This is a genomic window from Microvirga arvi, from assembly GCF_016892765.1.
GTDB classification, from domain to species: domain Bacteria; phylum Pseudomonadota; class Alphaproteobacteria; order Rhizobiales; family Beijerinckiaceae; genus Microvirga; species Microvirga arvi.
In genome coordinates this window covers 19,437-43,701 of sequence record NZ_JAFEMD010000038.1, presented here as the reverse complement: position 1 = coordinate 43,701, position 24,265 = coordinate 19,437, and the positions used below count along the sequence as shown (strand labels likewise).

Below are 24,265 nucleotides of genomic sequence, written 5' to 3'. Positions count from 1 at the left end.
GTTGACTGAAGCGCCACGTCATGCTTCCTGCGGGTGACATGAAGATCGCTCCCTCCTTGGGCCGCTCAAAGGCCTTCAACCTGGCGAACCTGCTGACCTATGGTCGGCTCGTAGCGGTGCCGGCCGTGGTCGGTCTCCTGTTCTGGCCCGAGGACCACTGGTCGCGCTGGTTCGCCCTGATCATCTTCGCAATCGCGGCAATCACCGATTACCTGGACGGCTATGTGGCGCGCACCTACGGGCAGCAATCGGTGCTCGGGCGCATGCTCGATCCCATCGCCGACAAGCTTCTGGTGGCCGCCTGCCTGCTGATGCTGGTCTACACGCGCACGATCGACGGAATGGCCGTCTGGGCTGCCATCGTGATCCTGTGCCGCGAGATCCTGGTCTCGGGCCTGCGCGAGTTCCTGGCCGAGCTGAAGGTGAGCGTTCCGGTCAGCCGGGTCGCCAAGTGGAAGACCACCCTTCAGCTCGTGGCGCTCGGCTTCCTGATCGCGGGACCGGCCGGCGAGACGGTGCTGCCGAACAACACGCTGATCGGCATCGTCCTGCTCTGGGTCGCGGCCGTTCTGACGATCTACACCGGTTGGGACTACTTCAAGAACGGCATCCACCATCTCATGGACGAGGGTTAGATCCATGAAGCTCGTCTATTTCGCATGGGTCCGCGAACGCGTCGATTGAAGTGGGTGATCTGCGAAGGGGAAAGCTCATCTTGTACCCAAACGGAACACGGTATTGCCGCCTGCACCAGTTATACCCGTCGAATGCGAAAATCTTCGGTAACCCGGGTTAGGTGCCGCGAGTAATAGGGATCCTCTAACAGCGCTCTCCCCCAGCGGCGACGCATGACCTCCTCTTCGCGAGCCAATCGAGCTCTCCTGGCCTTTGTCCATTCATAACCACGGGTCTTGGATTCGTGATGAACAAGGACTGCCTCCGGGGTCCATAAATTTAGGTATCCGGCTTCACGAACTTTGAGGCAAAAATCCACGTCGTTGAAGGCCGTCGCCAAACCGATCTCGTCGAGCCCGCCAACTTCCTCGAAAATGCCCCGCCTGACGACGAGACATGCCGCCGTAACGGCCGAGACATTCAGAACAGACTGCAAACGTCCTAGGTAGCCTGAGTCCGAACTGGACGCGTTCCGATGCGCATGGCCAGCAAGACCAGCTACCCCCAAAAGGATGCCGCCGTGCTGAACCGTGCCATCTGGATAGAGGAGTTTTGCTCCCACGCATCCGATCTCGGGGCGACTTGCATGAGCGGCCATGTCGGAGAGCCATCCGCCCGCGATGACTTCAACATCGTTGTTGAGAAGAGCCAGAAAGCCGCCTTGCGCATGATGCACAGCGTAGTTGTTGATGGCTGAATAGTTAAACGGATGTGGGTATTCAAGAATCCGCACCCTCTCGTTCCGGGAAATCTCCGCAAAGAGCCGGAGCGTTTCGGGTTCTTGCGAACCGTTATCGACGATAAGGATCTCGTATGACGCGTAATCGGTTCGATCGAGGATCGAGCGAACACAAGCGTGCAGGAGCGCCGCTTGGTCGCGCGTCGGAATAATGATCGAGACTAGCGGCTGCGGCTCCGGCACCAGAGGCGGGTTCAACGGCCGATTAGCGGACCTGTCCGAGAGCTTCGCAGGCCCCTCTCGCTCGCCATGTTCGTGGAGAAACCAGACAGGGGAACGAGCCGTCGTGTCCCCTCCCTTGGTTTGTGATGTCCCTGGAACATGGACTAAGACCTTCGGGAGGTGCACTACCTCTCCTTTGGATAACGCAATATCCTCTGCGAAGCGAAGCCGGATGTTGTAATCCTCCATACTTTCGAGCGGCCTCCATCCGCCTAACCGCCTGAGTGTTTCCGTCCGATAGAGCGTCAGATCGCCAAGGTAGTTCTGCGAACGCAGGAAATCCGGTGACCAGCCCGGCTTAAAGAGGGGAGCATGACGCCGTTGGTTGACGTCCAAGCGGTCCTCATCCGTGTAGAGTAACTGCAGGTTAGGATGAGCCTCGATGATCGCGGCGATCTCCGTGAGGGCATGGGCTGGCAGTTGCGCTCCTGCAGGGACGATGCCGACAAACGTTCCTTGAGCACGTGCAAGCGCCAGGTTGCATGCGCTCGCATAGTCTCCCTCGATCTGCCTCACAGCAATACGGCTGTCGGTCTCCTTCTCCAGCAGCCTTGCCTGCTCGGCTTGGGACGCAGAGGAATCCGTCAAAACAAGGAACTCCCAACGCTCGTAGAACTGTGCCTTCAACGACGCAATTGTCTGCTTGCTGCAATCCAAGTTCGAGCCGACGTAAGAGATCAAGGAAATCGTTGGTCCTTCCAGGAGCCGGTGGGCTCTGCGGCGATGCAGATCCTGATCAATATCGGGACGCTCGTCGAAGCGATCCATCCAGACCTGGTAATCTCGCAGTTGCCCCCCTGCCCGGCGCCCCTCCTCTCGGCGTTTGCGGCCAATACGGTTCCGGACTTCGCGCAGGCCCCTCGCGACGATGCGTCCGGCGCGGAAGCGCAGCTTTTTCAATCCCTTTAAGGGCTGCAGCGCGATTTCGGTCAAGCCAAGCGGCTCACTAGAGCCACTGACCTCCAGTGTGACGGATGTCAGTGGGGCAGGAAGCGAAACCACTCCCGCATAATGGTTACGCTCGACCCGCGGAAGATCGACATAGTAATCAGTCGTATCGGCCAAGCGGAAGCGGCAGAGAACATTCAGAATGCCCTCAGGCGGAAACTTGATACTCATAAAGAGATTACCGGGCCCCAGAGGCTGGGTTGGAGAAAAAGCCAGGCAAAGAGGCTCAGGTCTTAGCTGTGCTCCAGTCCGATTCGGATCGTCACCGCCCAATCCTTGAACAGCATCACCGATGCGGAGCCCTCGCAATTTCAGCTTCGACTCAAGCATGCTTCCGTCACGGCCTCTCGAGATGGAACTCCTTCGAATATAACTTTTCAAACTAAAGCCCAAGAGCACCGGGGGTTCTGTTTCGCAGTCGGACCGGATTCTGGGGGACATTGCCCATTAACGTGTGGCTGCTTGTCCCCGGCTCACCTTCGGCGAAAGTGACAACTCGCTGGCTATGCCGCTCTCGGTAATACCAAAGACACGAACGGAGGACAGTGCTGTCCCCGATATTCTCGAAGGGATGCGGAAATTGTAACCGCTCCGCGTAAGCTCCGGTGCGTTAAGCGCCTTACCCACATCCGGGCGCTCCGCATTCGGCTGGCCCGCATACACAAATTTACCACCCGCGAACAGAACGATCTCTGCAACGGGCACTTTACGTTCCGCATCGGCAGCCCAGCCAACGACGTTTAGATCAACTTCCGCCATTGTGAGTTGGTCAACCCATCCCTCCACCTTCCCGGGAGTGATCGATACTCGCCGTCCCGTAGAGGATAGCAGTGTCTCAGCCCCCCCGATGGCCTTAGTAATTTCGAAGCCGTCCGGTGGGGCCATTACCATGAGTTCGGTCAAATGCTGATCCGTACCATTCTGACGTACCAAGAATGCACGAAAGTCATTGGCCCCAGCTTTCAAAGCCGTCTGCGGTATAACGGCAGAAAACTGCGAAGGCTTGTTGTTCCACGTGTACATAGGAACGACAGCCTCGATCGCTCCATTGAGGGCGAGGGCCAATGCCATTCCCTTCTCGCTTTCGCTCAGACCCTTTACCTCGCCGTGCCAATAAACCGGTAAGGACTTGGCCTCCGGATCCACATTGCCAAGTTCACCCAACACGTCCAACGAGACCACGACCCTTTCGAGATGATTGTCGATGGGCAGTGCTAAAACGCTCTTGCCGACGAGATCGTAGTGCTCCCCCCGAAGCCGGAGCGCCGTCAGGGGTGTCTCCGTACCAAAATTGTCGACCTTCCATGATAGGCGAGGAAAGGACGTTACTGCCGCTCGATCAAAGGTGAACTGCCCCTCCGGCCCCTTTCGCGTCTGCAGCTTCAAGACATCACGGTCAGGGAAATTCTCGCCAGTCATTGAGATTCCGTGGACGTCCCATGGGATCGGCGCTGCCAAAACATCTCCAATCGTCGGGAGGATATCGAGATTCGAAACGGGCCGATCGCTGATCTTTCCCTCCGATTGATTCGGAAGCTTTACGAACAGAGGAATTTGCAGGATCTCGGGCGCATTGCCCTCGCTGAGGGTCCGCTTGAGCACGCCAGTCTTGAATGCTTTCCCATGATCGGCCGTCACCACAATGAGCGACTTCTCATACTTACCAAGCTGCTTCAGTTTACTGATCAGATCTCCGATCAGTTTATCGGCGTAACCTGCTTGCAAGAGAAAACGCTGATACTGGAGTCGGACCAGATATTCGTTGTCAGACCATACGGCATTGGGCAGAACGCCTTCATCAGCCCCTCCCGGATAGGCTTGACCGCTTGGGAGATACACATACGGAGAATGCGGCAGAAGAAAGTGGAGAAAGTCTAACGTTTTGTCTCCTGCTTCCACACGCGAAAGAAAGGACGAGAAGATCTCCGCACGATTTTTGTTTCGGCGCAGATGTGCCTTACCGTCCTCGCCCTCATCGGCATCATGATCACTCTGCGCACTTTTGTTGACGGCGAAGCCGTTCCAACCATTATCGATCGGCGGAAGGAACATGGATGCGTAATTCGCCGGCAACAGCGTATGAAGATAAATGATCGAGAGATCAGAAGCCATAAGCTTGAGATCGACGCGGTTCTCCGGTTCGTCAGATGTGCGACACAGAGTTCGCGGGCATAGCTCCGTGACCGTCTCGGTGACGTTGAAGCGATAGCTTGAGCCCAGCCAGGTGAATAGATTGTTGGGGAATCCGGCAATCGATGGTGGGACGACCTCCGGGCCTGGGGTAAGGCCCGTGAGGATGGCAGGCACGGCTTTGATGGTGGCTGGATTGATTGCCGTCGCTCGCCGGAACCACCAGGCATCGCCGGCTAAAGCAGCAAAGTTCGGGAATCGAATGGCGTCGATCTCTTGTCGCTCGTTCAGGAGCCCCGTGAGATTGAATTCATCAAAGACCACGACCACGACAGGGGTCGACGTACCGATCTCAGCGGATTTTGCGGCAACAGGCGCGGATCGGTAAATGCTCGACAGTGGCGTGAAGCCAACTAGGTAGATCGGAAGGAAGATGGCGAATGCGCTAGCAATCGTGCAGAATCTCTGCAGCACCGCCGACCGCGTGTACAGGACCGTTAAGAGGACGCCTGTTGCCAGGCCCAGTCCAATCGCAACTTGAGGCTGGAGACCGGTCAGACGATTAATCGCGATCAGCGCGCCAGCCGCGATCAACACAGCCACAAATCCAATGTGCAAAACTTGCCGCGCACGAGAACTCGCCAGACCGACGATTGCCTCGATGCCAATCAGAATCAGCGGCAGGCCGAACGAGACGCCAGCAGCAAGAATCAGGATCTCGACCAGACCAGCCCGATGCGCCACGAAGAACTCGACATTTGGCGCAAGAAGGTCATAGAGCGGCTGCGCCACAGCAAAGCTGCACAAGGCAAACAGATGCAGAGCATCGATGATGAAGGGGCGTTTCAACACGCTAGGCCTCACAAATCTCGAAACCACCCGAAGCCAAGCACTAGCGGCTTGGCCTACCCCCGGTCGTACCAGAACAGAGTCCGCCCGCTGCTCGAGACGACCCGCTTGCTGACAATTCGTGCACGATCCTGGAGGGCCTGTGCAAAGGCTTCCTCCGTATAATCGGGGAAGATGTCTTCACGCAGCGCAAGCATCTTCTGGACGGTGCTGTCGTTCTTGGGCACGAACTCGATAATGCCTGTCGGCGCAGTCGAGACAAGCCAGTCGACGACCTGCGGGAGGGGCACATTCCGCCCGATGGCGAGATGATGTTCGAACGCCAGAGCGATCATCGCATCGACTTTCGTGCGACGTCCGAATCCCTGCCGCTCAGCCTGACGCCAGCCCTGGTCCGGGCTCGGATTGGCTGCATCGAGCCAAAGCGGCAGATACGGCAAGTCCTTCTTTGCTGCCCGCGAGAAAGCGAGGTCGACCGCCTTCTGGTCGAAATCAAAGCCGATGACGTACTCTGCGCCCCCTTCGAGTGCCGCAACCGAGTAGTCACCCGTATTGCATCCGAGATCGATGAGCCGACGCGGCCTAACCGCTGCGGCGAAATCGCGAATAGCCTGCTTCTTTGCAACTACCTCTTCATCCGAATAGGTGTGCGTGTGATCATACTCGCCCCAGACCGTCTTGCCGGTGTCGGCTGGCTGCAGACGGGCAATCCAACTTCTGAGCTGATGCAGAAGCCCCGCATACGCAGTACGGGACAGACGCCGGCTTCCCTTAGCCTTATCAATGGCCGAGTCTGGAGCATTCAGGGCCGTGCGCTCGAGCTGCGCCTGAAGCAGAACCTGCGTGTAAACGTTCCAGGACAGGCGCTTGCGCAGGGGCAGCACCCGGGCGAGGTCGGCGGTTGCGATGCCCTCCAGGCGCCCGCGAAACCAGGCATTATGCGAAACCCCAGTCAGGGCGCGCAACAGCAGCGGATTGAGGAACTGCTCACAGAATTGGCGATGTCCTTGCCAGAACTCCCCTTCCCGATAGGGACGCAGCGACAGAAGATCGATGAAGACCGGTTGGGGTCCGACGAACTGAACGTTGAATGCACTCGCGTCGGACAGCACCACATCCTGCGCGAAAAGCGCAATCTGCATGTCGAGGTGATGCAGGGCCGCCGTCTGGAGTTGGGAGAAGGACCACTCGTACGGATACGAAATATAAGGGATCCGAGGGTGCTCGATTACATAGGCTGCCCCGGGGAAGTCTCCCGGCCACTCGGACCGAGAAAGCTCCTTCGCGCCTGCAAGCGTCCCGGCATTCACGAGCGTGTCCAGCACACCCCGGTCGCGCACGGCTTCGTAGGCGACCCGCGCACCCTCCTGGACAGTCCGATAAATACGATCGCCGTCCTCGAACACATGACCAGACGGATCGCGGAAGGAGCCCGGGTTAACGCTGAGGCAGGTCATTACTTGGAAGCACTCTCTTCACGCTTCCCGAACAGACGAAAAAACGCCGCCTTAACTCGATTGTAATAAAGGGACACGACCGTAATCGCAGCAGCAATGCCGCCGATGATGCCCTGGAGCAGCAGGCTGGCCGTGCCAGGATCGAGATAGGCGTAGGCTGGCTGAGTAAGCATAGCCAAGCAGAGGGCAAGGAGCCCCAATTGGTTCCCGAGCTTCATAGAATCAAATCCCCGCGGAGAATCGCATTATTAGTCGGCATTCTATCGACTTAAAAAATCAATTTCGAAACAGTGTCAACCATCCCGCCAGACCCTATCCTTTCAGAGAGGGATCCGCCCGAGGAGCCTCTATGGGAGCCTTCAGCACACCACACAGGCGATCCCGCACCATAAGCGGAAGATATGTGGCTTGGTTGCGGCAGGGAGACGCATAGGGTGCGGAAGCAGCCGTGAGATGGGTCGTGCCCTGCCCAGCCCGGCCTGACGCTGCGGCTTCAGGCGGCACAAGGTTTGCACAGTCGGACCTCACATTCCTGCGGCGATCCGCAACAGGTATTGTCCATAACCGCCCTTTGACAGGTCCTGCCCTAGCTGAACCAGTTGCTCGCGGTCGATCCACCCGAGGTTGTAGGCAATTTCTTCGGGACAGGCGATGCGGAAGCCCTGCCGCTTCTCAAGCGCGCGAACGAATTCGGCTGCCTCCACAAGACTGTCGGGCGTCCCCGTATCAAGCCAGGCATAGCCTCGGCCCATGCGTTGGACATGAAGCTGCCCCCGTTCAAGGTAGGCGCGGTTGACGTCTGTGATCTCCAATTCTCCCCGAGTGGAGGGCTTAAGCCCTGCGGCGATCTCGACCACCTGCTCATCGTAGAAATAGAGCCCCGTGACGGCCCAACTGGACCTTGGCTGTGCGGGTTTTTCTTCGATGGAAATGGCCCGATCCGCACCGTCAAACTCGACCACTCCGTATCGCTCCGGATCCGTCACGTGATAGGCAAAGACTGTTGCACCCAAGCTTTGCTGCCGGGCCGCTTTCATAAGTTCGGGCAGACCATGACCATAATAGACATTGTCGCCCAGGATCAGGACCGAAGGTCCCCCGGCCACAAACTCGGCTCCAATGAGATAGGCTTGTGCTAGACCCTCCGGCCTCGGCTGCTCTGCGTACGAAAGGCGGATCCCCCAGCGTTCACCGCTTCCCAGCAGTTGCTTGAACTTTGGCAGGTCATCGGGCGTGGAGATGATGAGAATATCACGCACCCCTGCCAACATTAGCGTAGAGAGCGGATAGTAGATCATCGGCTTGTCATAGACCGGCAGAAGCTGCTTCGACGTAACATATGTCATCGGATGCAGCCTGGTGCCGGATCCACCGGCCAGAATAATCCCCTTCATTGCTGAGTCTCCTTTGTGCGCGCCTCACAGGCGATGTTCCACGCATGGTTCCAGGGAAGCGTGCCAATTGAGTGGGCCATTCCATTCGGCTTAAGACGCGTTCGTGCAATGAAGTACGATGTCGACAGCATCTTGGCAGATGAAAAACCCAATTTGATCATGTGAAAGTTGCTGCGCAACTTCGCTTCCAGACCTTCTCTGCCGATGATCCGCACGATACACACCTTAAGGAAAGAACGCGGGCAAGTCAGCGAGGCGTGGGTGCTTGGTGTCCTTCTCAGACAGGATCGCACGGGTTGCCTCAACAGGCCAATCGATCTCGAGCGCAGGATCGTTCCAGGCTAAGCCCCTGTCATGGGGCGCTGAGTAGTTGGCCGTAACTTTGTATGAAACTTCGGTGTTCGGTTCGAGAGTGCAAAAGCCGTGAGCGAAACCGACAGGAATCAAAAGTTGCGATCCACTTTCGGCGCCTAACTCGACGGCCACGTGGTGTCCAAAGGTTGGCGACGAGCGTCTCAGGTCAACAGCGACGTCGAGGATGCGCCCACGCCCCACGCGAATGAGTTTTGCTTGGGCGAAGGGAGCGATCTGGAAGTGGAGGCCGCGCACGGTGCCCGCCTCGACGGACAAAGAGAAATTATCCTGGACGAATTCCTCCTCAATCCCTGCCGCGACAAACGCCTGCTTGTTGTATGTCTCCATGAAATAGCCGCGTGCATCGGCGAACACGCTGGTGTGGACGATCTTCACATCTGGCAGGGCAGTCGGCTCAATCTTCACCATATTCGTCAATGCCTTCCCTGCCGCTAAGACCTTATTGCTTCCACGGCAAGGTGTCTGGAGTCAGACCGCTATACCGAGCCGCTGCCCCTGATAAACACCAGAGCGCACCCGTTGCCACCAGTCGCGGTTCTCCAAATACCATTCTACCGTCCTGCGCAAGCCGGTCTCAAAGGTCTCGGCCGGTCGCCAACCGAGCTCGCGCTCAATCTTGCTCGCATCGATGGCATAGCGCAGGTCATGCCCAGGCCGATCCTCCACAAAGCGGATCAAGCGCTCACGCGGGCCGATTTGCTCATCCGGTGCCAGTTCGTCCACCAGAGCGCAGATCGCCCGTACCACGTCGATGTTGCTCCGCTCGTTGTGCCCGCCGATGGCATAGGTTTCACCTGGCCGGCCCTGTTCGGCCGCCAGAATCAGGGCGCGTGCGTGATCATCCACGAACAGCCAGTCGCGCACGTTCTCGCCGCGACCATAGACTGGCAGCGGCTTTCCCTCCAGGGCATTGAGGATGATCAGCGGGATCAGTTTCTCGGGAAAGTGGTAGGGTCCATAATTATTGGAGCAGTTCGTCACAACCGTCGGCAGCCCATAGGTATGGTACCAGGCGCGGACGAAGTGGTCCGAGGCAGCCTTCGAGGCCGAATACGGCGAGCTGGGCTGATAGGGATATTCCTCATGGAAGAACCCCTCCCCTCCAAGCGAGCCGAACACCTCGTCGGTCGAGATGTGGTGGAAGCGGAAAGCTGCCTGGCGTTCCGGCGATAGCTCGCGCCAGTAAGCGAGTGCCGCCTGGAGCAGGGCATAGGTTCCAACTACGTTGGTCTGGACAAACTCGCCGGGGCCATCGATGGAGCGATCGACATGACTTTCGGCGGCCAGATGCATGACCACATCCGGTTGAAACCGGGCCATCAGCGAGTGCATGCGATCTGCGTCAACAATGTCCGCCCGTTCGAATTGATAGCAGGGATTACCGGCAACGGGCTGAAGTGAGTCCAGATTACCAGCGTAAGTCAGCTTATCGACGACGAGGACATCATGCCCTTCTTTTAAAATTAACTGTCGTACAACAGCAGAGCCGATGAAGCCTGCGCCGCCAGTAACAAGAAACTTCTTCGGCATCTGTGGTTGCGCCTTTTATGAAATGGCCTCGCCTCAAGACAGGCAATTATTTTCGGCTCCCTACCAAAAGCCTTAAGCTCCCGCAAGTTAGTTTCATAGGGAGTATACTTGGGTGCAGTTGAGCACGAGTTGCTCACCATCCCGGCAAAAATGGTCGAAATGGCCGACTGGACAGCTAGGGGCAGCAGCAGGCTTGATCTAGTTCTAAGGTTAGTGCATGTCGACGCATCGGCTCGGCATGTGAAACTTCAATCCAAGACTGCACTGATTCTGTAAGTTTGTCAGAAGCACGAACTCAGCTTCTTTGTGCAGCGCGATAGCCCCTATACAAGGAGAAGTTGAATGAGTCTTTGGAATGCACTTCTCAACTCGATAGCTGCCTGGCGGCACCTCATCAGCCACGAGCGTGCATTCCGGCAAGAGGTATTTCTCCTCGTGGTCTCTGCCCCCCTTGGTTGGATCTTGGCAGAGGACGCTGGGCATTTCACAATGTTGGTAGGTTCTCTAGTGATCTTGATGGTGGTTGAGACGCTGAATACCGGCATTGAAGCTGCTTGTAATGCGGTAACACGAGAATTCCATCAAGATATTAAGCTTGCAAAGGACTGTGGTTCGCTAGCAGTTTTACTTGTTCTCCTTCTGGCCGGCGGAGTCTGGATTACAGCGGCCTACAACTATCTTATGGCAAGATATCCATTGTTACTTATTTTATGACCATGAGATCGATGCAATACCTCATTCAGCAGCTTACCCGAACGTCTTGGCCACATTCGCGGCTGCGGTGACTTGTCTCATGTGCTTATTTCTTTGTGAAAGCTTCCTCGATAGGCGTTCGAGCTCTCTACTAGTCGCACTAGCCGCCATCCCCTCAGCTAAGGCACCTACCAAGCGCAATCCGGCAGAGCCGGTTCCTTTTCAAGCAGTTGTTAGCACTTGCTGAGCTAATGAATCCTCGATGTAAGCCTCGTAAAACGAAGCAGAAGCGTGGAGCGGAGATCAGAAGTAACCGCCACTACAGAGATCCTGTCACTAGATACTATTCCTGTTGCCTCTAGCAGGACAACATAGTATCAGTCCGCGCTTGCACCGGAACGATTGCCATAATTCGCACCAAGCATATCGGGGGCCAAGCTTGATAAAGAGCAAGATTACCTGGACGACACTCTTTGTTGTACTCTGGTGCGTCCTGCCAGCAATCGCCATGGCTCTAGCGGCAGAGATCATTTCCGGGCGCCCCGCCGTACAAGCAGCTTTCTGGATCAAAGATACTCCCCTCCCGTTCCTCGTTTCCCTCCTGTTTTCAGGGGCGTTGCTGTTAGGTTTTATCGGACTAACGGCAAGGCCTGTTCTCAGCATAATCCTGGCAGGAGCTCCCCTGCTGGTGCTTGCTGCTATCAACGGTGAGAAATTTCGCTATCTCTCAGAGCATTTGTATCCGTGGGATCTGATGTCCGCACGCCAGATCGTGGATCTCTTGCCCGCCCTTATCAAGGATGCTTCGATCAAGCGAACCTTGTCGATCTTAATGATCATTTGCGCCGTATCCGCTGTCCTGTTCGTTGCAAGGCGTTTTATTGTCTTTCGCGCTCCGATTGCCTGGCCGCTCAGGATAACTGCCGTTCTATGCGCAGCGATCCCCTTTTCGGTACCGGCTTATAATCTGACAGATGAGCAAAAGACGAACATTCTCGCCGAATTCGGCATCACAAACTACAACTGGAATCAAAGGCTAAACCACAACAGAAATGGCTTTCTTGTTTCGTTTATTGGAAACACTCAAGGTGCCATCATAAGGGCACCGGTTGAATACGCCATTGCCGACCTTCCGACTGTTCTGAATGATGTTTTAGGACAACAAAATAGCGTGCCCCAAGCACGCAGTGACAATGCCGCGCCGCCCAATGTGATCGTTCTAATGAGCGAGGCGTTCTGGGACCCGACCCTTCTACCTTCCGTCACTTACTCAGAGGATCCTCTTCGCTTCTTCCACAGTCTGCATGCGAAACAGAGCCAAAACTACCAGATCTCGCCTGCTTTCGCGGGTGCTACCGCCAATGTGGAGTTTGAGGCCCTGACGGGATTCTCAAATGCTTTCCTTCCTTATGGCTCCATTCCGTATCAGCAATATATCAGCCGCCCTGTCCCATCCTTGGCCAGCCTTTTTTCATCGATGGGTTATGAGACGACAGCGATTCACACGTATCACGGATGGTTCTGGAGACGTAATCGCGTCTACGAGCACTTTGGCTTCGACAAGTTCCTGGACATCAAGGAGTTTAGGAAAGAGCAGACAAAAGGAATGTACATTTCAGATGACGCGCTGACGGATCGCATTGTCACCGAACTTGCCGAAGCAAAGAAACCGAAATTCATCTTTGCCGTCTCAATGCAAAACCATAGCCCTTATGCTGCAGGTCGATACGCCGACAATACGATCAAGGTCTCTGGCCCACAGATTGGACCTGCGCAGCGCGACACGCTCGAGACTTATGCCCAAGGGATTAAGGATGCCGATCTCGCTTTAGAAGCTCTCGTGAAAGCCGTTGAGGCGAGTGGCAAGCCCACTCTGATCCTCTTTTTCGGCGATCATTTGCCCTTTCTCGGCCCAGATCTCGACGTCTACCGCCGTACAGCTTTCTTCAACCCCGAGACTGCGGCAAGCAATCTGGAAAGCTCAATCAGATTGAAGCGCAATCCTTTTGTCCTATGGAACAATTTTGGCGCTCCAACGCAGGCTGGCACCATCAGCCCTGCCTTCTTCCCAACATTCATTACACGCGCCGTAGGCGTGGAACATCCCTTCTACTCGGGCGTCCTTGGATCCGTGATGGCAGACTGGCCTGTCGTAGAGCTTGGGCTTTCGCATGATCGCTTTGGTACAGTGAAGAGTATTACCGAAGCCAAAAAGGATCCAAAGCTAAAGGCCTATCAGTGGATCCAACATGATATCATGTTCGGAGATCAGTATAGCTATCCAGTGTTGTTTGAGCGTGCTCACAAAATCGAGGCCGCAGGAAGGTCTACTCACTAGCGCATCGTGCAGAAAAGTGGACCCACTTTTGGGTCTGATGCGCTAGGCGCTTTTTTTACAGCATATGCTTCACGATACGGCCAATGCTGCACGTTCATGCCCTTAACTTACCAGGCTCGAGGCTGAGATCCATCTTGATCCGGTGTGGCACCCGACTGATCGGATGCCAGCATGACCGTCTAGATCATCAGTTTCCAGGCTTATGCTTTTACAACGTTCTTGTGAGTGCCGAGATACCGCCCTCGAGTATCTACGATAAGTTTCGCGTGCTTCTCGACCAGATCATAATCAAATCTATCGTGGTCGGTTGCGAGAAGTACGAGGTCATAGCTTGAGATCAAGTCTGGAGTCAGCTCGACGCTTTCCAGTGGAAATGAATATCGGCGCATCTTCGGGAATCGCGGCACGTGAGGGTCGCTGTATTCGATCTGCGCGCCCTTGTCCTGAAGAAGCCTCATCAACTCGACAGAAGGTGATTCCCGCATATCGTCGACGTTCTTCTTATAGGCGATGCCAAGGACGAGGATCCTGCTCCCGCGAACTGACTTCTCTTGATCATTGAGGGCATTGGTAATCTTCTCGACTACCCATTCGGGCATCGTGCTGTTGATCTCACCGGCAAGCTCGATAAACCGGGTATGAAGACCGTACTCGCGTGCCTTCCAGGTCAGGTAGAATGGGTCGATGGGGATGCAGTGCCCACCGAGGCCAGGGCCGGGATAATACGGCACGAAGCCGAAGGGCTTGGTAGCGGCCGCGCGGATGACTTCATGGATATCGATGCCCATCCGGTCGGCGATCATCTTCATCTCGTTGACGAGGCCGATATTAACAGCCCGATGAATGTTCTCGAGCAGTTTGGTAAGTTCTGCGGCCTTTGTGGAACTCACAGGCACGACTCTGTCGACAGCCTGTCCATAGAGAGCAAGCCCGGCTTCGAGACAGGAGGGCGTGCTGCCGCCACAGACTTTTGGAATGTTATGCGTGCTGAACTTGGCATTGCCGGGATCCTCTCGCTCCGGCGAGAAGACAAGGAAGTAGTTCTTGCCGACCGTGAAGCCCGCCCTTTCGATTCGAGGTCGCAGTTCCTCCTCGGTCGTACCAGGATAGGTCGTGCTCTCGAGCGACATGATCTGGCCGTCCTTCAAATGCGGCAGCAGCGCATCGACCGTGTTCAGAACAAAGCTCAAGTCAGGCTCACGATGCTTGTTCAGAGGGGTTGGAACGCACAGGATCAGGGCATCCACATCATGGGCGAGAGAAAGGTTGGACGTAGGCTCGAACCCGTTTCCGATAGCCCTCGCAATTCGCTCGTGTCCGATATGCTCGATATAGGTCTGCCCGCGCTTAAGGGTCTCGACCTTCTCCTGGTCGATATCAAATCCAACGACCTTATAGCCGACTTCGGAATAACGTACGGTAAGAGGTAGACCAACGTAACCCAGCCCCACGATGCCAACTACAGCGGTCCTATCGTTCAGCTTCTTCAGCAGGGTGTCTTTGCACATTGGCAATCTCGGCTTTAAACGATCGGAACGGCACAGTACTCTACAAGAGCCTTGATGCAGTACGCCTATCCCGCAAAGGGCAATGCTGCGCATTCCACAAAGGAATCCAACCCGAACCTAACCTTGGCCACAGCACCGCTGTACCGCTTTGAACATTCTCCAGCAATCCTGGCTCAATGACTTCGAGACTTAGGATCCGGCTCCATAGCCCGCACGCGGCGCATACCCCGCCCTCTTTGCTTGCCCGATACTTAGGATCGCTCTACTAGAGCAGACTCGTTCCCGGAGAACATTCATGCATATCTTGGCCGTTGTGGTCACATACAATCCAGACGCTGCTTTGCTGGTTCAGGCTCTGCAATCCGTCACACCACAGGTCCAAGGTATCGTGGTGGTCGACAACGGATCCGCCAATGTCTCCGACGTCAAACAGATGGCAGCTGGTCTAGAGTGCCAATTTATTGATAATAAAGTAAATTCTGGGATAGCTACTGCCCAAAACCGAGGTATTCTCCAGGCGCAAGAAAGCGGCTTCACGCATATTCTGCTGCTTGATCAGGATACCGTTCTTTCACCTGGGGTGGTCGCCGACTTGGCCACGAACCTAGCCACTCTGGAGCGAGAATATGACCGGGTGGCAACCATTGGGCCAGCCTATTATGAGCTTAACAGCCAACAGCAGACCAGAGCGTACCGGGCCGACGGTCTCCGGCTGTCCCGGATCTCACTCAAGGGCGAAAAGCAGCCCTTGGCCAGCGACTTTATCATTGCGTCAGGATCACTCATCCCGCTTACCGTTCTCGACGAGATCGGTGGGTTCAGGGAGGATCTCTTCATCGACCTTGTCGATGTCGAGTGGTGCTTCCGGGCACGCGCAGCCGGATACAGGAGCTTCCTGTCACCGACCGCAAGGGTGGACCACCGATTAGGAAGCGGAACGGTCAAGCTTGGCCCAAGGCAAGTGGCCGTCCACGTTCCGATACGAAATTATTATTGGGTCAGAAACGCCCTTTGGCTCGCCCGCCAGTCTTATACGCCCCTGGCTTGGAGACTTTATTTTATCAGTCGCTGCTTCGCCTTCCTCGGGGCCTATCCGACCCTGGCCGACAGAAAAGTCCAGAGATTGCGGCTGATGGCCCGGGGAATCCGCGACAGCTTGGCAAGCCGCCTCGGCCCCCTCGATCCATAAATCCTGACGCTTCAGCCCACCTGCCGTTGCGCTTGTGCCAGCCCCCATTCCAGAAGGCTTTCGACACGCTCATGTGCCTGCGCCTCCACATAGACGCGCAGTTCCGGTGCATTGCCTGAGGCGCGGAAATGGACGACCTCACCGTTCTTGCCAGACAAGCGTACGCCATCCTGCCCGTCGAAAGCCGCAACCCCGCCTAGGGGCTCCATTATGTCCTCGCGAAAAGCCTCGTCCTGTACTAGCCGATTCAAGAAGCCAGCGCTCCTCTCGCTTGCCACGTTCTTGAGACGATTGCTGGCAGCCGCCTTGAAGGCAAAGGCGGCTCCGACCTCCGCGAGAGACTTGCCCTGAGCGATGATCTCGCCGAGAGCGCACAGGATGGGCAGCATGGCATCCCGGGTGGGAAGGGCCGCAAGCCGGCGGCTCTCCCGCACGATATCGGAACCGAGCAGCACGCCGCCATTGGCCTCGAACCCGACGACTGCCCTGGCCCCAGAGGCGGAGGCCTCCGCCATGCCCTCAATGACGTAAGGCGAACCCACCCGAGTGCGAAGGACCGTCCGGAAGGCGCTCGACGCCTCCAGGGCGGAGTTGGAGGTTACAGGCGTGACGATGGCGTCCGCACCCAGAGACTTGGCGGTGATCGCCCCGACCAGATCGCCGCGCAGGAAAGCTCCTGTCGCATCGGAGATCAAGGGGCGGTCCGCATCGCCATCGGTCGACACGATGGCATCCAGCCTCTGCTCGCCGGCCCATTGCCGCGCCAGAACCTCGTCCTCCTCGCGCAGGGCTTCGGTGTCGACCGGGATGAAGCTCGTGGCCCGCCCCAGCGGCACCGCCCGAGCGCCTAGGGTTTCGAGCATCTCGACGATGATGTCCCGGGCCACGGAGGAGTGCTGGTAGACACCAACGGTGAGACCTTCCAGCGCCCCTGCACCGAAGAAGTCGCGGTAGCGGGCCTTGTAGGCGCCGATCAGATCGAGATCCGGTTTTTCCGGGCGGACGCCACGGGCCGTCTCCGGCACGGCTGCCATCCCCAACTTGGCTTGCCATGCCAGGATGGCTGACTCGTCCTTTTTGTCGATCTCGCCTTGAGCCCGGTAGAATTTCAGGCCGTTGCGGTCTTCCGGAATGTGGCTCCCGGTGACCATGATCGCGGGGATGCCGAATCGCATGCCGTGATAGGCAAGCGCCGGCGTGGGAAGAGCACCGCAATCGAGGGGGACGAGCCCCGATTCCTGCAGGGCCGCACAGCAGAGCTGGGCAATGCTCGGACTGCTCTCGCGCAGGTCCCGCCCGACCAGTACGACATTCCGGGACGCCGCCGCCGAGCCGTCCTCCTTGAGCATCTCGGCGAAAGCGCGGGTATAGGCAAAGGCCGGCGCACCGTTCAGCTCCACGACAAGCCCCCGCAACCCGCTCGTGCCGAATTTCAGGGACGACGATACGGTTGCGGGATTCTTGTTCATTGGAGATTGCCTCTCAGTAGCTTGGGGAACCGGTACCGTGTCTTAAGCAAGGCGCGACATTTTATCATGAGCACAATTTCGGGCGCGGCAGCACAAGTCAATGCATCCGGTCGGCTCGATCAGGTCACCCGGATGGGGAAGGCCTTAGGCGGGCTATCGCAAAGGCATTGCAGCCTTGAGCCTTCAGGTTAGGCACAAAGCCTGCTCCTAAACCCGCTCCCAGGCAGCGGATGCTTCCGATCGCCGCAAGGCATCCAGGATGCGCATGTTCAGGATGGCGTCCTCCAAACCATAGGCCAGAGGCACAGCGCCTCTGATCGCCCGGCTGAAAGCCTCTCCCTGAAGCTGATACTGATCCACCACCGGAAACTCGATGGCTTGGGCCGAGCGATTGCCGTGAGCGCTGCCATCGTCGATGAAGATGCGGGTCGGAAGATCGGGCGGCGCATTGAAGGGAACTTCGATCTCGATCCGCCCCTTCGTCCCGAGCATCTGGACCCGCTGATACGGCACGGATTGGGTCGAGACCGTGAAGGCCAGTTGCCGCCCGTCGCCGAAATCCATCAGGGCGCTGGTGGTCCGGTCGACGCCGAAGGCCGGGTCACGGTCCATGAGCGTGACGACACGACGGGGCTCGGCGTCGAAGAAATAGCGGCCTGCAACGACGGCATAGCAGCCGATGTCCAGGAGCCCTCCCCCGCCGATATCCGCCTTGTTGCGGATGTTGCCGGGATCGACGTTGAAATACGAGAAGATGATCTGGATGGAGCGCAGGTCTCCGACGGTTCCGGCCTGAATGATCTCACGGGCGCGGTGCCATTGAGGGTGGTGACGGACCATGAAGGCTTCTGCGAGCAGCACCTGAGATGCCGCTTGCTCGAGTTGCTGCGCCTCATCTGCCGTGATCGCAATCGGCTTCTCGCACAGCACATGCTTGCCGGCGGCGGCAGCGGCCAATGTCATCGGCACATGCAGGTGGTTGGGCAGCGGATTGTAGATCGCCTCGACCTCAGGATCGGCCAGCAGGGCTTCATAGGAACCATAAGCCTTCGGAATCCCAAGTTCATCCGCCATTTCCCGGGCCGACGCCTCGTCCCGGGAGGCAACCGCAATGACATCGCAGAGCGGGCTCTTCATCATTCCGGGAACGACCTTCCCCCGGCCGATCTTCGCTGTGCTCAGAATTCCCCACCGGACCGGCTGCATGGCGTTCTCCTCGAGTTGAATGATGACCAAATTGAATGCGGATTCAGACCGCCGACCGGCGCAAAGACTTGTAGTCCTTGTGCAGCACCGGCCCGGTCGTGTCGCGCTCCAGAAGAGTCAGCGGCAACCGGACGCTCCAGTCTTCAGGCTTCATCTCGTTGCGGATCAGCCTTGAAAGAACGTCGGCGCCGACACGCCCGAGTTCATGCAGGGGCTGCCGGAACGTGGTGAGGGTGGGCTCGGTGTAATCGGCAAATTCTATGCCGTCGAAACCGATGACGGATACATCCTGCGGAACACGGACGCGTTCCGCGCGAACGCGCTTGATGAAGCCGATCGCACTCTCGTCGCACGCCGCGAAAATCCCGGTGGGTCGTTCCTTCATCTTCAGGAAGTCTTCGGCAGCGGCCACGCCGGTCGAGAAGACGAAAGGTCCCTCCCAGCGCACGACGTCGTCCTGGCTGAACCCGGCTGCGGCTATTCCCTCCCGAAAGCCCGCGAAGCGCTCGACCTCGATGATGGAGCCAAGCGTGCCCGAGACATAGCCGAACCGGCGATGCCCGAGGCGAGCCAGATATTCGACCGCATGCCGGGTCGCCTCCCGGTCCTGAACCACCACGTTGGGGATGCCCTCCTCGTGAATGGCAGCGCACATGGCTACGATGGGGAGCCCTGAGTCCCGCATGCTGCGCTGGCCTTTCTCCGGAATGTACCCGGTCAGCAGTAGAACGCCGTCCACCTGGCGGGACAGGGCGAGATCGACATAGCGGGCCTCGCGTTCCCTGCGGTTGTCGAGATTGCCGATGATGATGCCGTACCCCGACTGGGTCAGTTCGTCGTCGACGCCGCGGAGAATTTCCGCGAAGACGGGATTGGTGAGCCTCGGCGCAACCACGAGCACATTCATGGTGCGGCGTGTGCGCAGCTTCTGCGCGGTGCTGTTCGGGGTGTAGCCGCTGCGCCGAACCGCCTCCATGACAACATCATGGGTTTTCTGCCTCACCTTGTCAGGGTCGGACAGGACGCGGCTGACGGTCGCGGTCGATACCCCTGCAAGTCGAGCGACGTCGGCGATGCGTATCTCCTTCACCGATCGCCATCTTTTCCGGCTCATGCAGGTTACCTCCGCGCTGCAGTCAAGTTACGTTACCTTCTTTCAGGATTAATAACTTGCCGCAACTTGTGTCTTGACTAATCTTAAAACCGCCTACAACCTATAACGCAAGATGTAATCGATTACAAAAATCGATAAACGCTTCTGGGAGGAAGCCATGAGCATGAAGACACGCGTCTCCGCGTATACCCTTTCTGTTGCCTTGATCTGGAGTTCAGGGGCGCTCGCGCAGCAGATGAAAGCCGAGGTTCTCCATTGGTGGACGTCGGCCGGCGAATCCGCCTCCGTGAAGGTGTTCGCCGACCAGTTCACCAAGGCGGGCGGCACCTGGGTCGACAATGCCATCGCCGGCGGCGCCAATGCCCGTACGGCCGGCATCAACCGCATGGTGGGCGGCAATCCCCCGACCATGATGCAGTTCAACACCGGCAAGCAGTTCGACGAACTGGTCAGCAACGATCTGGTGCGTGATGTCGACACGTTTGCCAAAGCCAACAAGTGGCGCGAGATCATGCCCAAGCCGATCGTCGATGCCACCGTGCGCGAAAGCAAGTTCTACGCTGTTCCGGTCAATATTCATGGCCAGAACTGGATGTTCTACAACACCAAGGTCTTCGCCGATGCCGGCCTTGAGCCTCCAAAGACTTTCCCCGAATTGATCGCAAGCGGAGAAAAGCTGAAGGCCAAGGGCATTATCCCGATTGCTCTGGGCGGTCAGCCCAATTGGGAGCACAACCTCTTCCGGGCCGTGGTCGTCGGCCATGGCGGGGCCGAAATGTTCCGCCAGCTCTATGGCACCCGCAAACCGGATGTCGTGAAGACCCCCAAGTTCAAGGAAACGGTCGAAATCTTCGGCAAGATGCGCGGCCTCGTCGACCCAGGCAGCCCGGGCCGCAACTGGAACGACGCGACGGCCCTGGTGATCACGAACAAGGCCGCCATGCACTTCAATGGCGACTGGGCCAAGGGTGAGTTCATCGCAGCGGGCCAGACGGCCGGCAAGGAATATGGCTGCACCGTCGTGGGCCAAGAGCCCAAGCTCGTGATCGGCGGGGACGTCTTCGTCTTTCCTGAGACCAAGGACAAGGCAGCGCTCGCCACTCAGGAGAAGCTGATCCAGGTTCTGCTCGATCCAACCACCCAAATCGAGTTCAACAAGAAGAAGGGCTCGATCCCGGTCCGGATGGATGTCGATGTATCCTCCATGGACGTCTGCGCGCAGAAGGCCCACACCATCCTGGAAAATCCCGCAAACCAGGTGGAAAGCATGGAGATCCTCAGTCCCCCGAACTTCTCGGGTGCCATGCAGGATGCGGTCACGCAGTACTGGAACAACCCGAACATGTCGGCTGATGCGTTCATCGAAAAGATTGTCGCCGCCATGCGGGACGCGGCCTAAGACCTCTCCACCTCGCCCCGGCATCACCGGGGCGAGGTCTCCATCACTGAGTCTTGAAGCACTCTCAATGGAGCTTTTCCGGTGGAAACCATCTCGATCGGCGTCCCGAGCGTCGCCGCGAAGGGCTCAAGAACCAGGCGCAGCGTCAGAACCCGCTTGCCGGCCGCCATCGCCCTCCTACCCACTGCGCTCATCGTCCTTGTCGTCTTCATCGGCTGCATGCTCTGGACCGTGCGGCTCTCGTTTACAAGTTCGACTCTGCTGCCCAAGCTCGATTGGGTGGGCTTCGCTCAGTACAGCCGCCTCTTTGCCAATGACCGATTCCTGACCTCGGCTTCGAACATCGTCATCTTCGGCACCCTTTTCATTGCGGGGTGCCTGATCATCGGCTTCCTGCTCGCCGTCTTCATCGACCAGAACGTGCGCGGCGAAGGCCTCTTCCGCACCATCTTTCTCTATCCCTATTCCATGTCCTTCGTGGTCACGGGCGTCGCCTGGCAATGGTTTCTCAATCCCGGGCTCGGTCTGCAGAAGCTCGTCCGGGACATGGGCTTCGAGAGCTTCACCTTCGACTGGCTGGTGAACCAGAGGATGGCGATCTACACCATCGTGATCGCCGGTCTCTGGCATGGCACCGGCCTGACCATGGCCATCCTGCTCGCCGGCCTCAGGGGAATCGATGCCGACCTGTGGAAGGCCGCCAAGGTGGATGGCATTCCCACATGGCGTGTCTACACCTCCGTGGTACTGCCCCTCCTGCGGCCCATGGTCGTCACGGCCGTCGTGCTTCTCACGACCGGCGTCGTGAAGCTCTACGATCTCGTAGTCGCCATGACCCTGGGCGGCCCCGGCATCGCCACTGAGGTGCCGGCCAAATTCGTCATGGACCACCTCTTCGAGCGCAACAACATCGCTCTCGGCACAGCCGCCGCAACGGTCATGCTGATCACCGTCATCGCCATCCTGGCACCCTGGGTCTACGTTCGCTATGTCCGTCCGCAAGGGAGGCATGCATGAGCGCCGCCGTGCCGCAAGGCCGCCGCCCCCGTCACCTCACCGCCGGTCGCATCGGCGTCTATGCCTTCCTGATCACGGCAGCTCTTTTCTTCATGCTGCCGCTCTGGATCATGGTCGTGACATCGCTCAAGCCCATGGAGGAGATCCGGCTCGGCAATATTCTTGCCCTGCCTGCCGCCATGACCTTCGAGGCCTGGACCAAGGCATGGTCCTCCGCCTGCACGGGTCTCGAATGCAACGGCATCAGCGTTGGGTTCTGGAACTCGGTGCGCATCCTGATCCCGTCCGTGATCCTCTCGATCGTCGCCGGCGCGATCAACGGTTATGCGCTGTCGTTCTGGCGGGTCAAAGGCGCGAACGTCATGTTCGGCATCCTGCTGCTCGGCGCCTTCATTCCGTACCAGGTCTTTCTCTATCCGCTGGTCCGCATCTTCTCCCTGACCGGGATCTACAATTCGCTCACCTGCATCGTGCTGGTGCACGTGATCTTCGGCCTGCCGACCATGACGCTCCTGTTCCGCAATTACTATGCGGGACTGCCGATCGAGTTGTTCAAGGCGGCCCGCATCGACGGCGGCGGGTTCTGGACCATCTTCTTCCGGGTGATCCTGCCCATGTCGACGCCGATCCTCGTGGTTGCAACCATCCTCCAGGTCACGGGCATATGGAACGACTTCATCTTCGGGCTGACCTTCGCGGGCCGGCAGAACCTGCCCATGACCGTGCAGCTCAACAACATCGTCAATTCAACGCAGGGCGAGCGCGCCTACAACGTCGACATGGCCGCCACCATGCTCGCGGCACTTGTTCCGCTCGTCGTCTACTTCGTGTCCGGACGCTGGTTCGTCCGCGGCATCGCCGCCGGCGCTGTGAAGGGATAAGAAATGTCGACAGTTTCCGTTCGTGATGTGACCGTCGCCTTCGAGGCCGTCCAGGTCTTCGACGGCCTGTCTCTCGACATCGAGGAAGGCGAGTTCATCGTGCTTCTCGGCCCCTCGGGCTGCGGCAAGTCCACCCTGCTCAATGCCATCGCGGGTCTGCTCGACGTGGCGGAGGGGCAGATCTGGATCAACGGCAAGAATGTCACCTGGGAGGAGCCGAAGGATCGCGGCATCGCCATGGTGTTCCAGTCCTATGCCCTCTATCCGCGCATGAGCGTGCGCGAGAACATGTCCTTCGGCCTCCGGATGGCGAAGACACCGAGGCCAGAGATCGAGAAGCGCGTCACGAAAGCGGCCGAACTGCTGCAGATCACGCCCCTTCTCGATCGGCGTCCCGACCAGCTCTCCGGCGGCCAGCGTCAGCGCGTGGCCATCGGGCGGGCTCTGGTGCGCGATGCCGCCGTCTTCCTTTTCGACGAGCCCCTGTCGAACCTCGACGCGAAGCTGCGCAACGAATTGCGGGTCGAGATCAAGCGGCTGCACGCGCGGCTCGGCAAGACGACCATGGTGTATGTCACGCACGATCAGATCGAGGCCCTGACGCTTGCCGACCGCATCGTGGTGATGAAGGAGCAGAAGATCCAGCAGATCGGCACGCCCGACGAGATCTATCACCGCCCGGCCAATCTTTTCGTGGCCGGCTTCGTCGGCTCGCCGCAGATGAATTTCATCAAGGGCCGGCTCGAGAACACCGGAGAAGGCTTGAGCTTCCTCGCGGGAGACCGCCGCCTCTCGCTCTCCGGATATCAGTTTGCCACCGCGCCCTCGGCTGGGCAGGAGGTGGTGCTCGGCGTCCGTCCGGAAAACCTGGAGATTTCGAGCACGGGCATTTGGCCCGGTTTCAAGGTCGATATCGTCGAGCCCATGGGCGCCGACACCGTGATCTGGTGCAGTGACGGGATGGGCTCGGTCCAGGTCCGCACTTCCGGCAGCCGACGCGCAAGTCCGGGCGAGAGCATGACGCTCAACATCGACCCAGCTCAAGTCTCGCTCTTTGCCGCGGATTCCGGCGAGCGCCTTTGACGAAACCAAAATCGTGGCAGGTCTCGCGCACGACTTGTCACGCCTGCTT

19 protein-coding genes are annotated in these 24,265 nt (G+C 58.1%); 8 read left to right on the top strand and 11 right to left on the bottom strand.

Going from position 1 to position 24,265, the window contains the following annotated elements:
- The first annotated feature begins 20 nt into the window (after window positions 1-20).
- Window positions 21-635 (top strand): CDP-diacylglycerol--glycerol-3-phosphate 3-phosphatidyltransferase, encoded by a 615-nt coding sequence (gene pgsA / locus ILT44_RS20750; protein WP_239468410.1) that lies wholly within the window; start codon window positions 21-23, stop codon window positions 633-635.
- A gap of 119 nt (window positions 636-754) precedes the next feature.
- On the opposite strand, the gene ILT44_RS20745 is transcribed toward pgsA, so the two are convergent.
- The 7 genes from ILT44_RS20745 to rfbB all read right to left on the bottom strand — a co-directional run bounded on the left by ILT44_RS20745 (window position 755) and on the right by rfbB (window position 10,319).
- On the bottom strand, window positions 755-2,914 hold the full coding sequence (locus ILT44_RS20745) for a glycosyltransferase family 2 protein (RefSeq protein WP_204241522.1): 2,160 nt from the start codon (window positions 2,912-2,914) through the stop codon (window positions 755-757).
- Window positions 2,915-3,031: 117 nt separating this feature from the next.
- Window positions 3,032-5,566, bottom strand: coding sequence for a sulfatase-like hydrolase/transferase (locus ILT44_RS20740; RefSeq protein WP_204241521.1), 2,535 nt, complete (start codon window positions 5,564-5,566; stop codon window positions 3,032-3,034).
- Window positions 5,567-5,619: 53 nt separating this feature from the next.
- Window positions 5,620-7,020: a class I SAM-dependent methyltransferase gene (locus tag ILT44_RS20735; RefSeq protein WP_204241520.1), complete on the bottom strand. Its 1,401-nt coding sequence runs from the start codon at window positions 7,018-7,020 to the stop codon at window positions 5,620-5,622.
- Complete coding sequence (locus ILT44_RS20730; protein ID WP_204241519.1) at window positions 7,020-7,238, bottom strand: hypothetical protein; 219 nt, start codon at window positions 7,236-7,238, stop codon at window positions 7,020-7,022. The genes ILT44_RS20735 and ILT44_RS20730 overlap by 1 nt, the downstream gene beginning before the upstream one ends.
- Before the next feature lie 306 nt (window positions 7,239-7,544).
- Window positions 7,545-8,414, bottom strand: coding sequence for a glucose-1-phosphate thymidylyltransferase RfbA (gene rfbA, locus ILT44_RS20725; RefSeq protein WP_204241518.1), 870 nt, complete (start codon window positions 8,412-8,414; stop codon window positions 7,545-7,547).
- A 225-nt stretch (window positions 8,415-8,639) separates the two neighbouring features.
- Window positions 8,640-9,197 (bottom strand): dTDP-4-dehydrorhamnose 3,5-epimerase, encoded by a 558-nt coding sequence (rfbC, locus tag ILT44_RS20720; protein WP_204241517.1) that lies wholly within the window; start codon window positions 9,195-9,197, stop codon window positions 8,640-8,642.
- Window positions 9,198-9,257: 60 nt separating this feature from the next.
- Window positions 9,258-10,319 carry a dTDP-glucose 4,6-dehydratase gene (gene rfbB / locus ILT44_RS20715; protein WP_204241516.1) on the bottom strand — a complete coding sequence of 354 codons (1,062 nt, stop codon included), beginning with the start codon at window positions 10,317-10,319 and terminating at the stop codon, window positions 9,258-9,260.
- Between the two features lie 342 nt (window positions 10,320-10,661).
- Here rfbB and ILT44_RS20710 point away from each other — a divergent pair, with 342 nt between their 5' ends.
- Together ILT44_RS20710 and ILT44_RS20705 are read left to right on the top strand one after the other, a co-directional pair.
- On the top strand, window positions 10,662-11,033 hold the full coding sequence (locus tag ILT44_RS20710; RefSeq protein ID WP_204241515.1) for a diacylglycerol kinase: 372 nt from the start codon (window positions 10,662-10,664) through the stop codon (window positions 11,031-11,033).
- A gap of 418 nt (window positions 11,034-11,451) precedes the next feature.
- Window positions 11,452-13,350 carry an LTA synthase family protein gene (locus tag ILT44_RS20705; protein WP_204241514.1) on the top strand — a complete coding sequence of 633 codons (1,899 nt, stop codon included), beginning with the start codon at window positions 11,452-11,454 and terminating at the stop codon, window positions 13,348-13,350.
- A 200-nt stretch (window positions 13,351-13,550) separates the two neighbouring features.
- On the opposite strand, the gene ILT44_RS20700 is transcribed toward ILT44_RS20705, so the two are convergent.
- Window positions 13,551-14,858 carry a nucleotide sugar dehydrogenase gene (locus ILT44_RS20700; protein WP_204241531.1) on the bottom strand — a complete coding sequence of 436 codons (1,308 nt, stop codon included), beginning with the start codon at window positions 14,856-14,858 and terminating at the stop codon, window positions 13,551-13,553.
- Between the two features lie 295 nt (window positions 14,859-15,153).
- Between ILT44_RS20700 and ILT44_RS20695 the strand changes: the two genes are divergently transcribed.
- Window positions 15,154-16,047, top strand: a complete 894-nt coding sequence (locus tag ILT44_RS20695; protein ID WP_204241513.1) for a glycosyltransferase family 2 protein — start codon at window positions 15,154-15,156, stop codon at window positions 16,045-16,047.
- An 11-nt stretch (window positions 16,048-16,058) separates the two neighbouring features.
- Here ILT44_RS20695 and ILT44_RS20690 read toward each other — a convergent pair whose 3' ends face one another.
- The 3 genes from ILT44_RS20690 to ILT44_RS20680 all read right to left on the bottom strand — a co-directional run bounded on the left by ILT44_RS20690 (window position 16,059) and on the right by ILT44_RS20680 (window position 19,836).
- Entirely contained in the window at window positions 16,059-17,516 is a 1,458-nt protein-coding gene (locus ILT44_RS20690; protein ID WP_204241512.1) for a phosphomannomutase, read from the bottom strand.
- A gap of 207 nt (window positions 17,517-17,723) precedes the next feature.
- On the bottom strand, window positions 17,724-18,722 hold the full coding sequence (locus ILT44_RS20685) for a Gfo/Idh/MocA family protein (RefSeq protein WP_204241511.1): 999 nt from the start codon (window positions 18,720-18,722) through the stop codon (window positions 17,724-17,726).
- Window positions 18,723-18,765: 43 nt separating this feature from the next.
- Complete coding sequence (locus tag ILT44_RS20680; RefSeq protein ID WP_204241510.1) at window positions 18,766-19,836, bottom strand: LacI family DNA-binding transcriptional regulator; 1,071 nt, start codon at window positions 19,834-19,836, stop codon at window positions 18,766-18,768.
- Between the two features lie 157 nt (window positions 19,837-19,993).
- On the opposite strand from ILT44_RS20680, the gene ILT44_RS20675 reads away from it, so the two are divergent.
- The 4 genes from ILT44_RS20675 (at window position 19,994) to ILT44_RS20660 (ending at window position 24,216) form a co-directional block, all read left to right on the top strand.
- Window positions 19,994-21,235 (top strand): ABC transporter substrate-binding protein, encoded by a 1,242-nt coding sequence (locus tag ILT44_RS20675; protein WP_204241509.1) that lies wholly within the window; start codon window positions 19,994-19,996, stop codon window positions 21,233-21,235.
- An 81-nt stretch (window positions 21,236-21,316) separates the two neighbouring features.
- A complete protein-coding gene (locus ILT44_RS20670) occupies window positions 21,317-22,252 on the top strand; it encodes a carbohydrate ABC transporter permease (RefSeq protein ID WP_204241508.1) in 936 nt (311 codons plus the stop codon).
- The gene (locus tag ILT44_RS20665) at window positions 22,249-23,133 is read left to right on the top strand and encodes a carbohydrate ABC transporter permease (protein ID WP_204241507.1); all 885 of its coding nucleotides are present in this window, start codon (window positions 22,249-22,251) and stop codon (window positions 23,131-23,133) included. Before ILT44_RS20670 ends, ILT44_RS20665 begins: the two co-directional genes overlap by 4 nt.
- Window positions 23,134-23,136: 3 nt before the next feature.
- A complete protein-coding gene (locus ILT44_RS20660) occupies window positions 23,137-24,216 on the top strand; it encodes an ABC transporter ATP-binding protein (protein WP_204241506.1) in 1,080 nt (359 codons plus the stop codon).
- The last annotated feature ends 49 nt before the right edge of the window (window positions 24,217-24,265 follow it).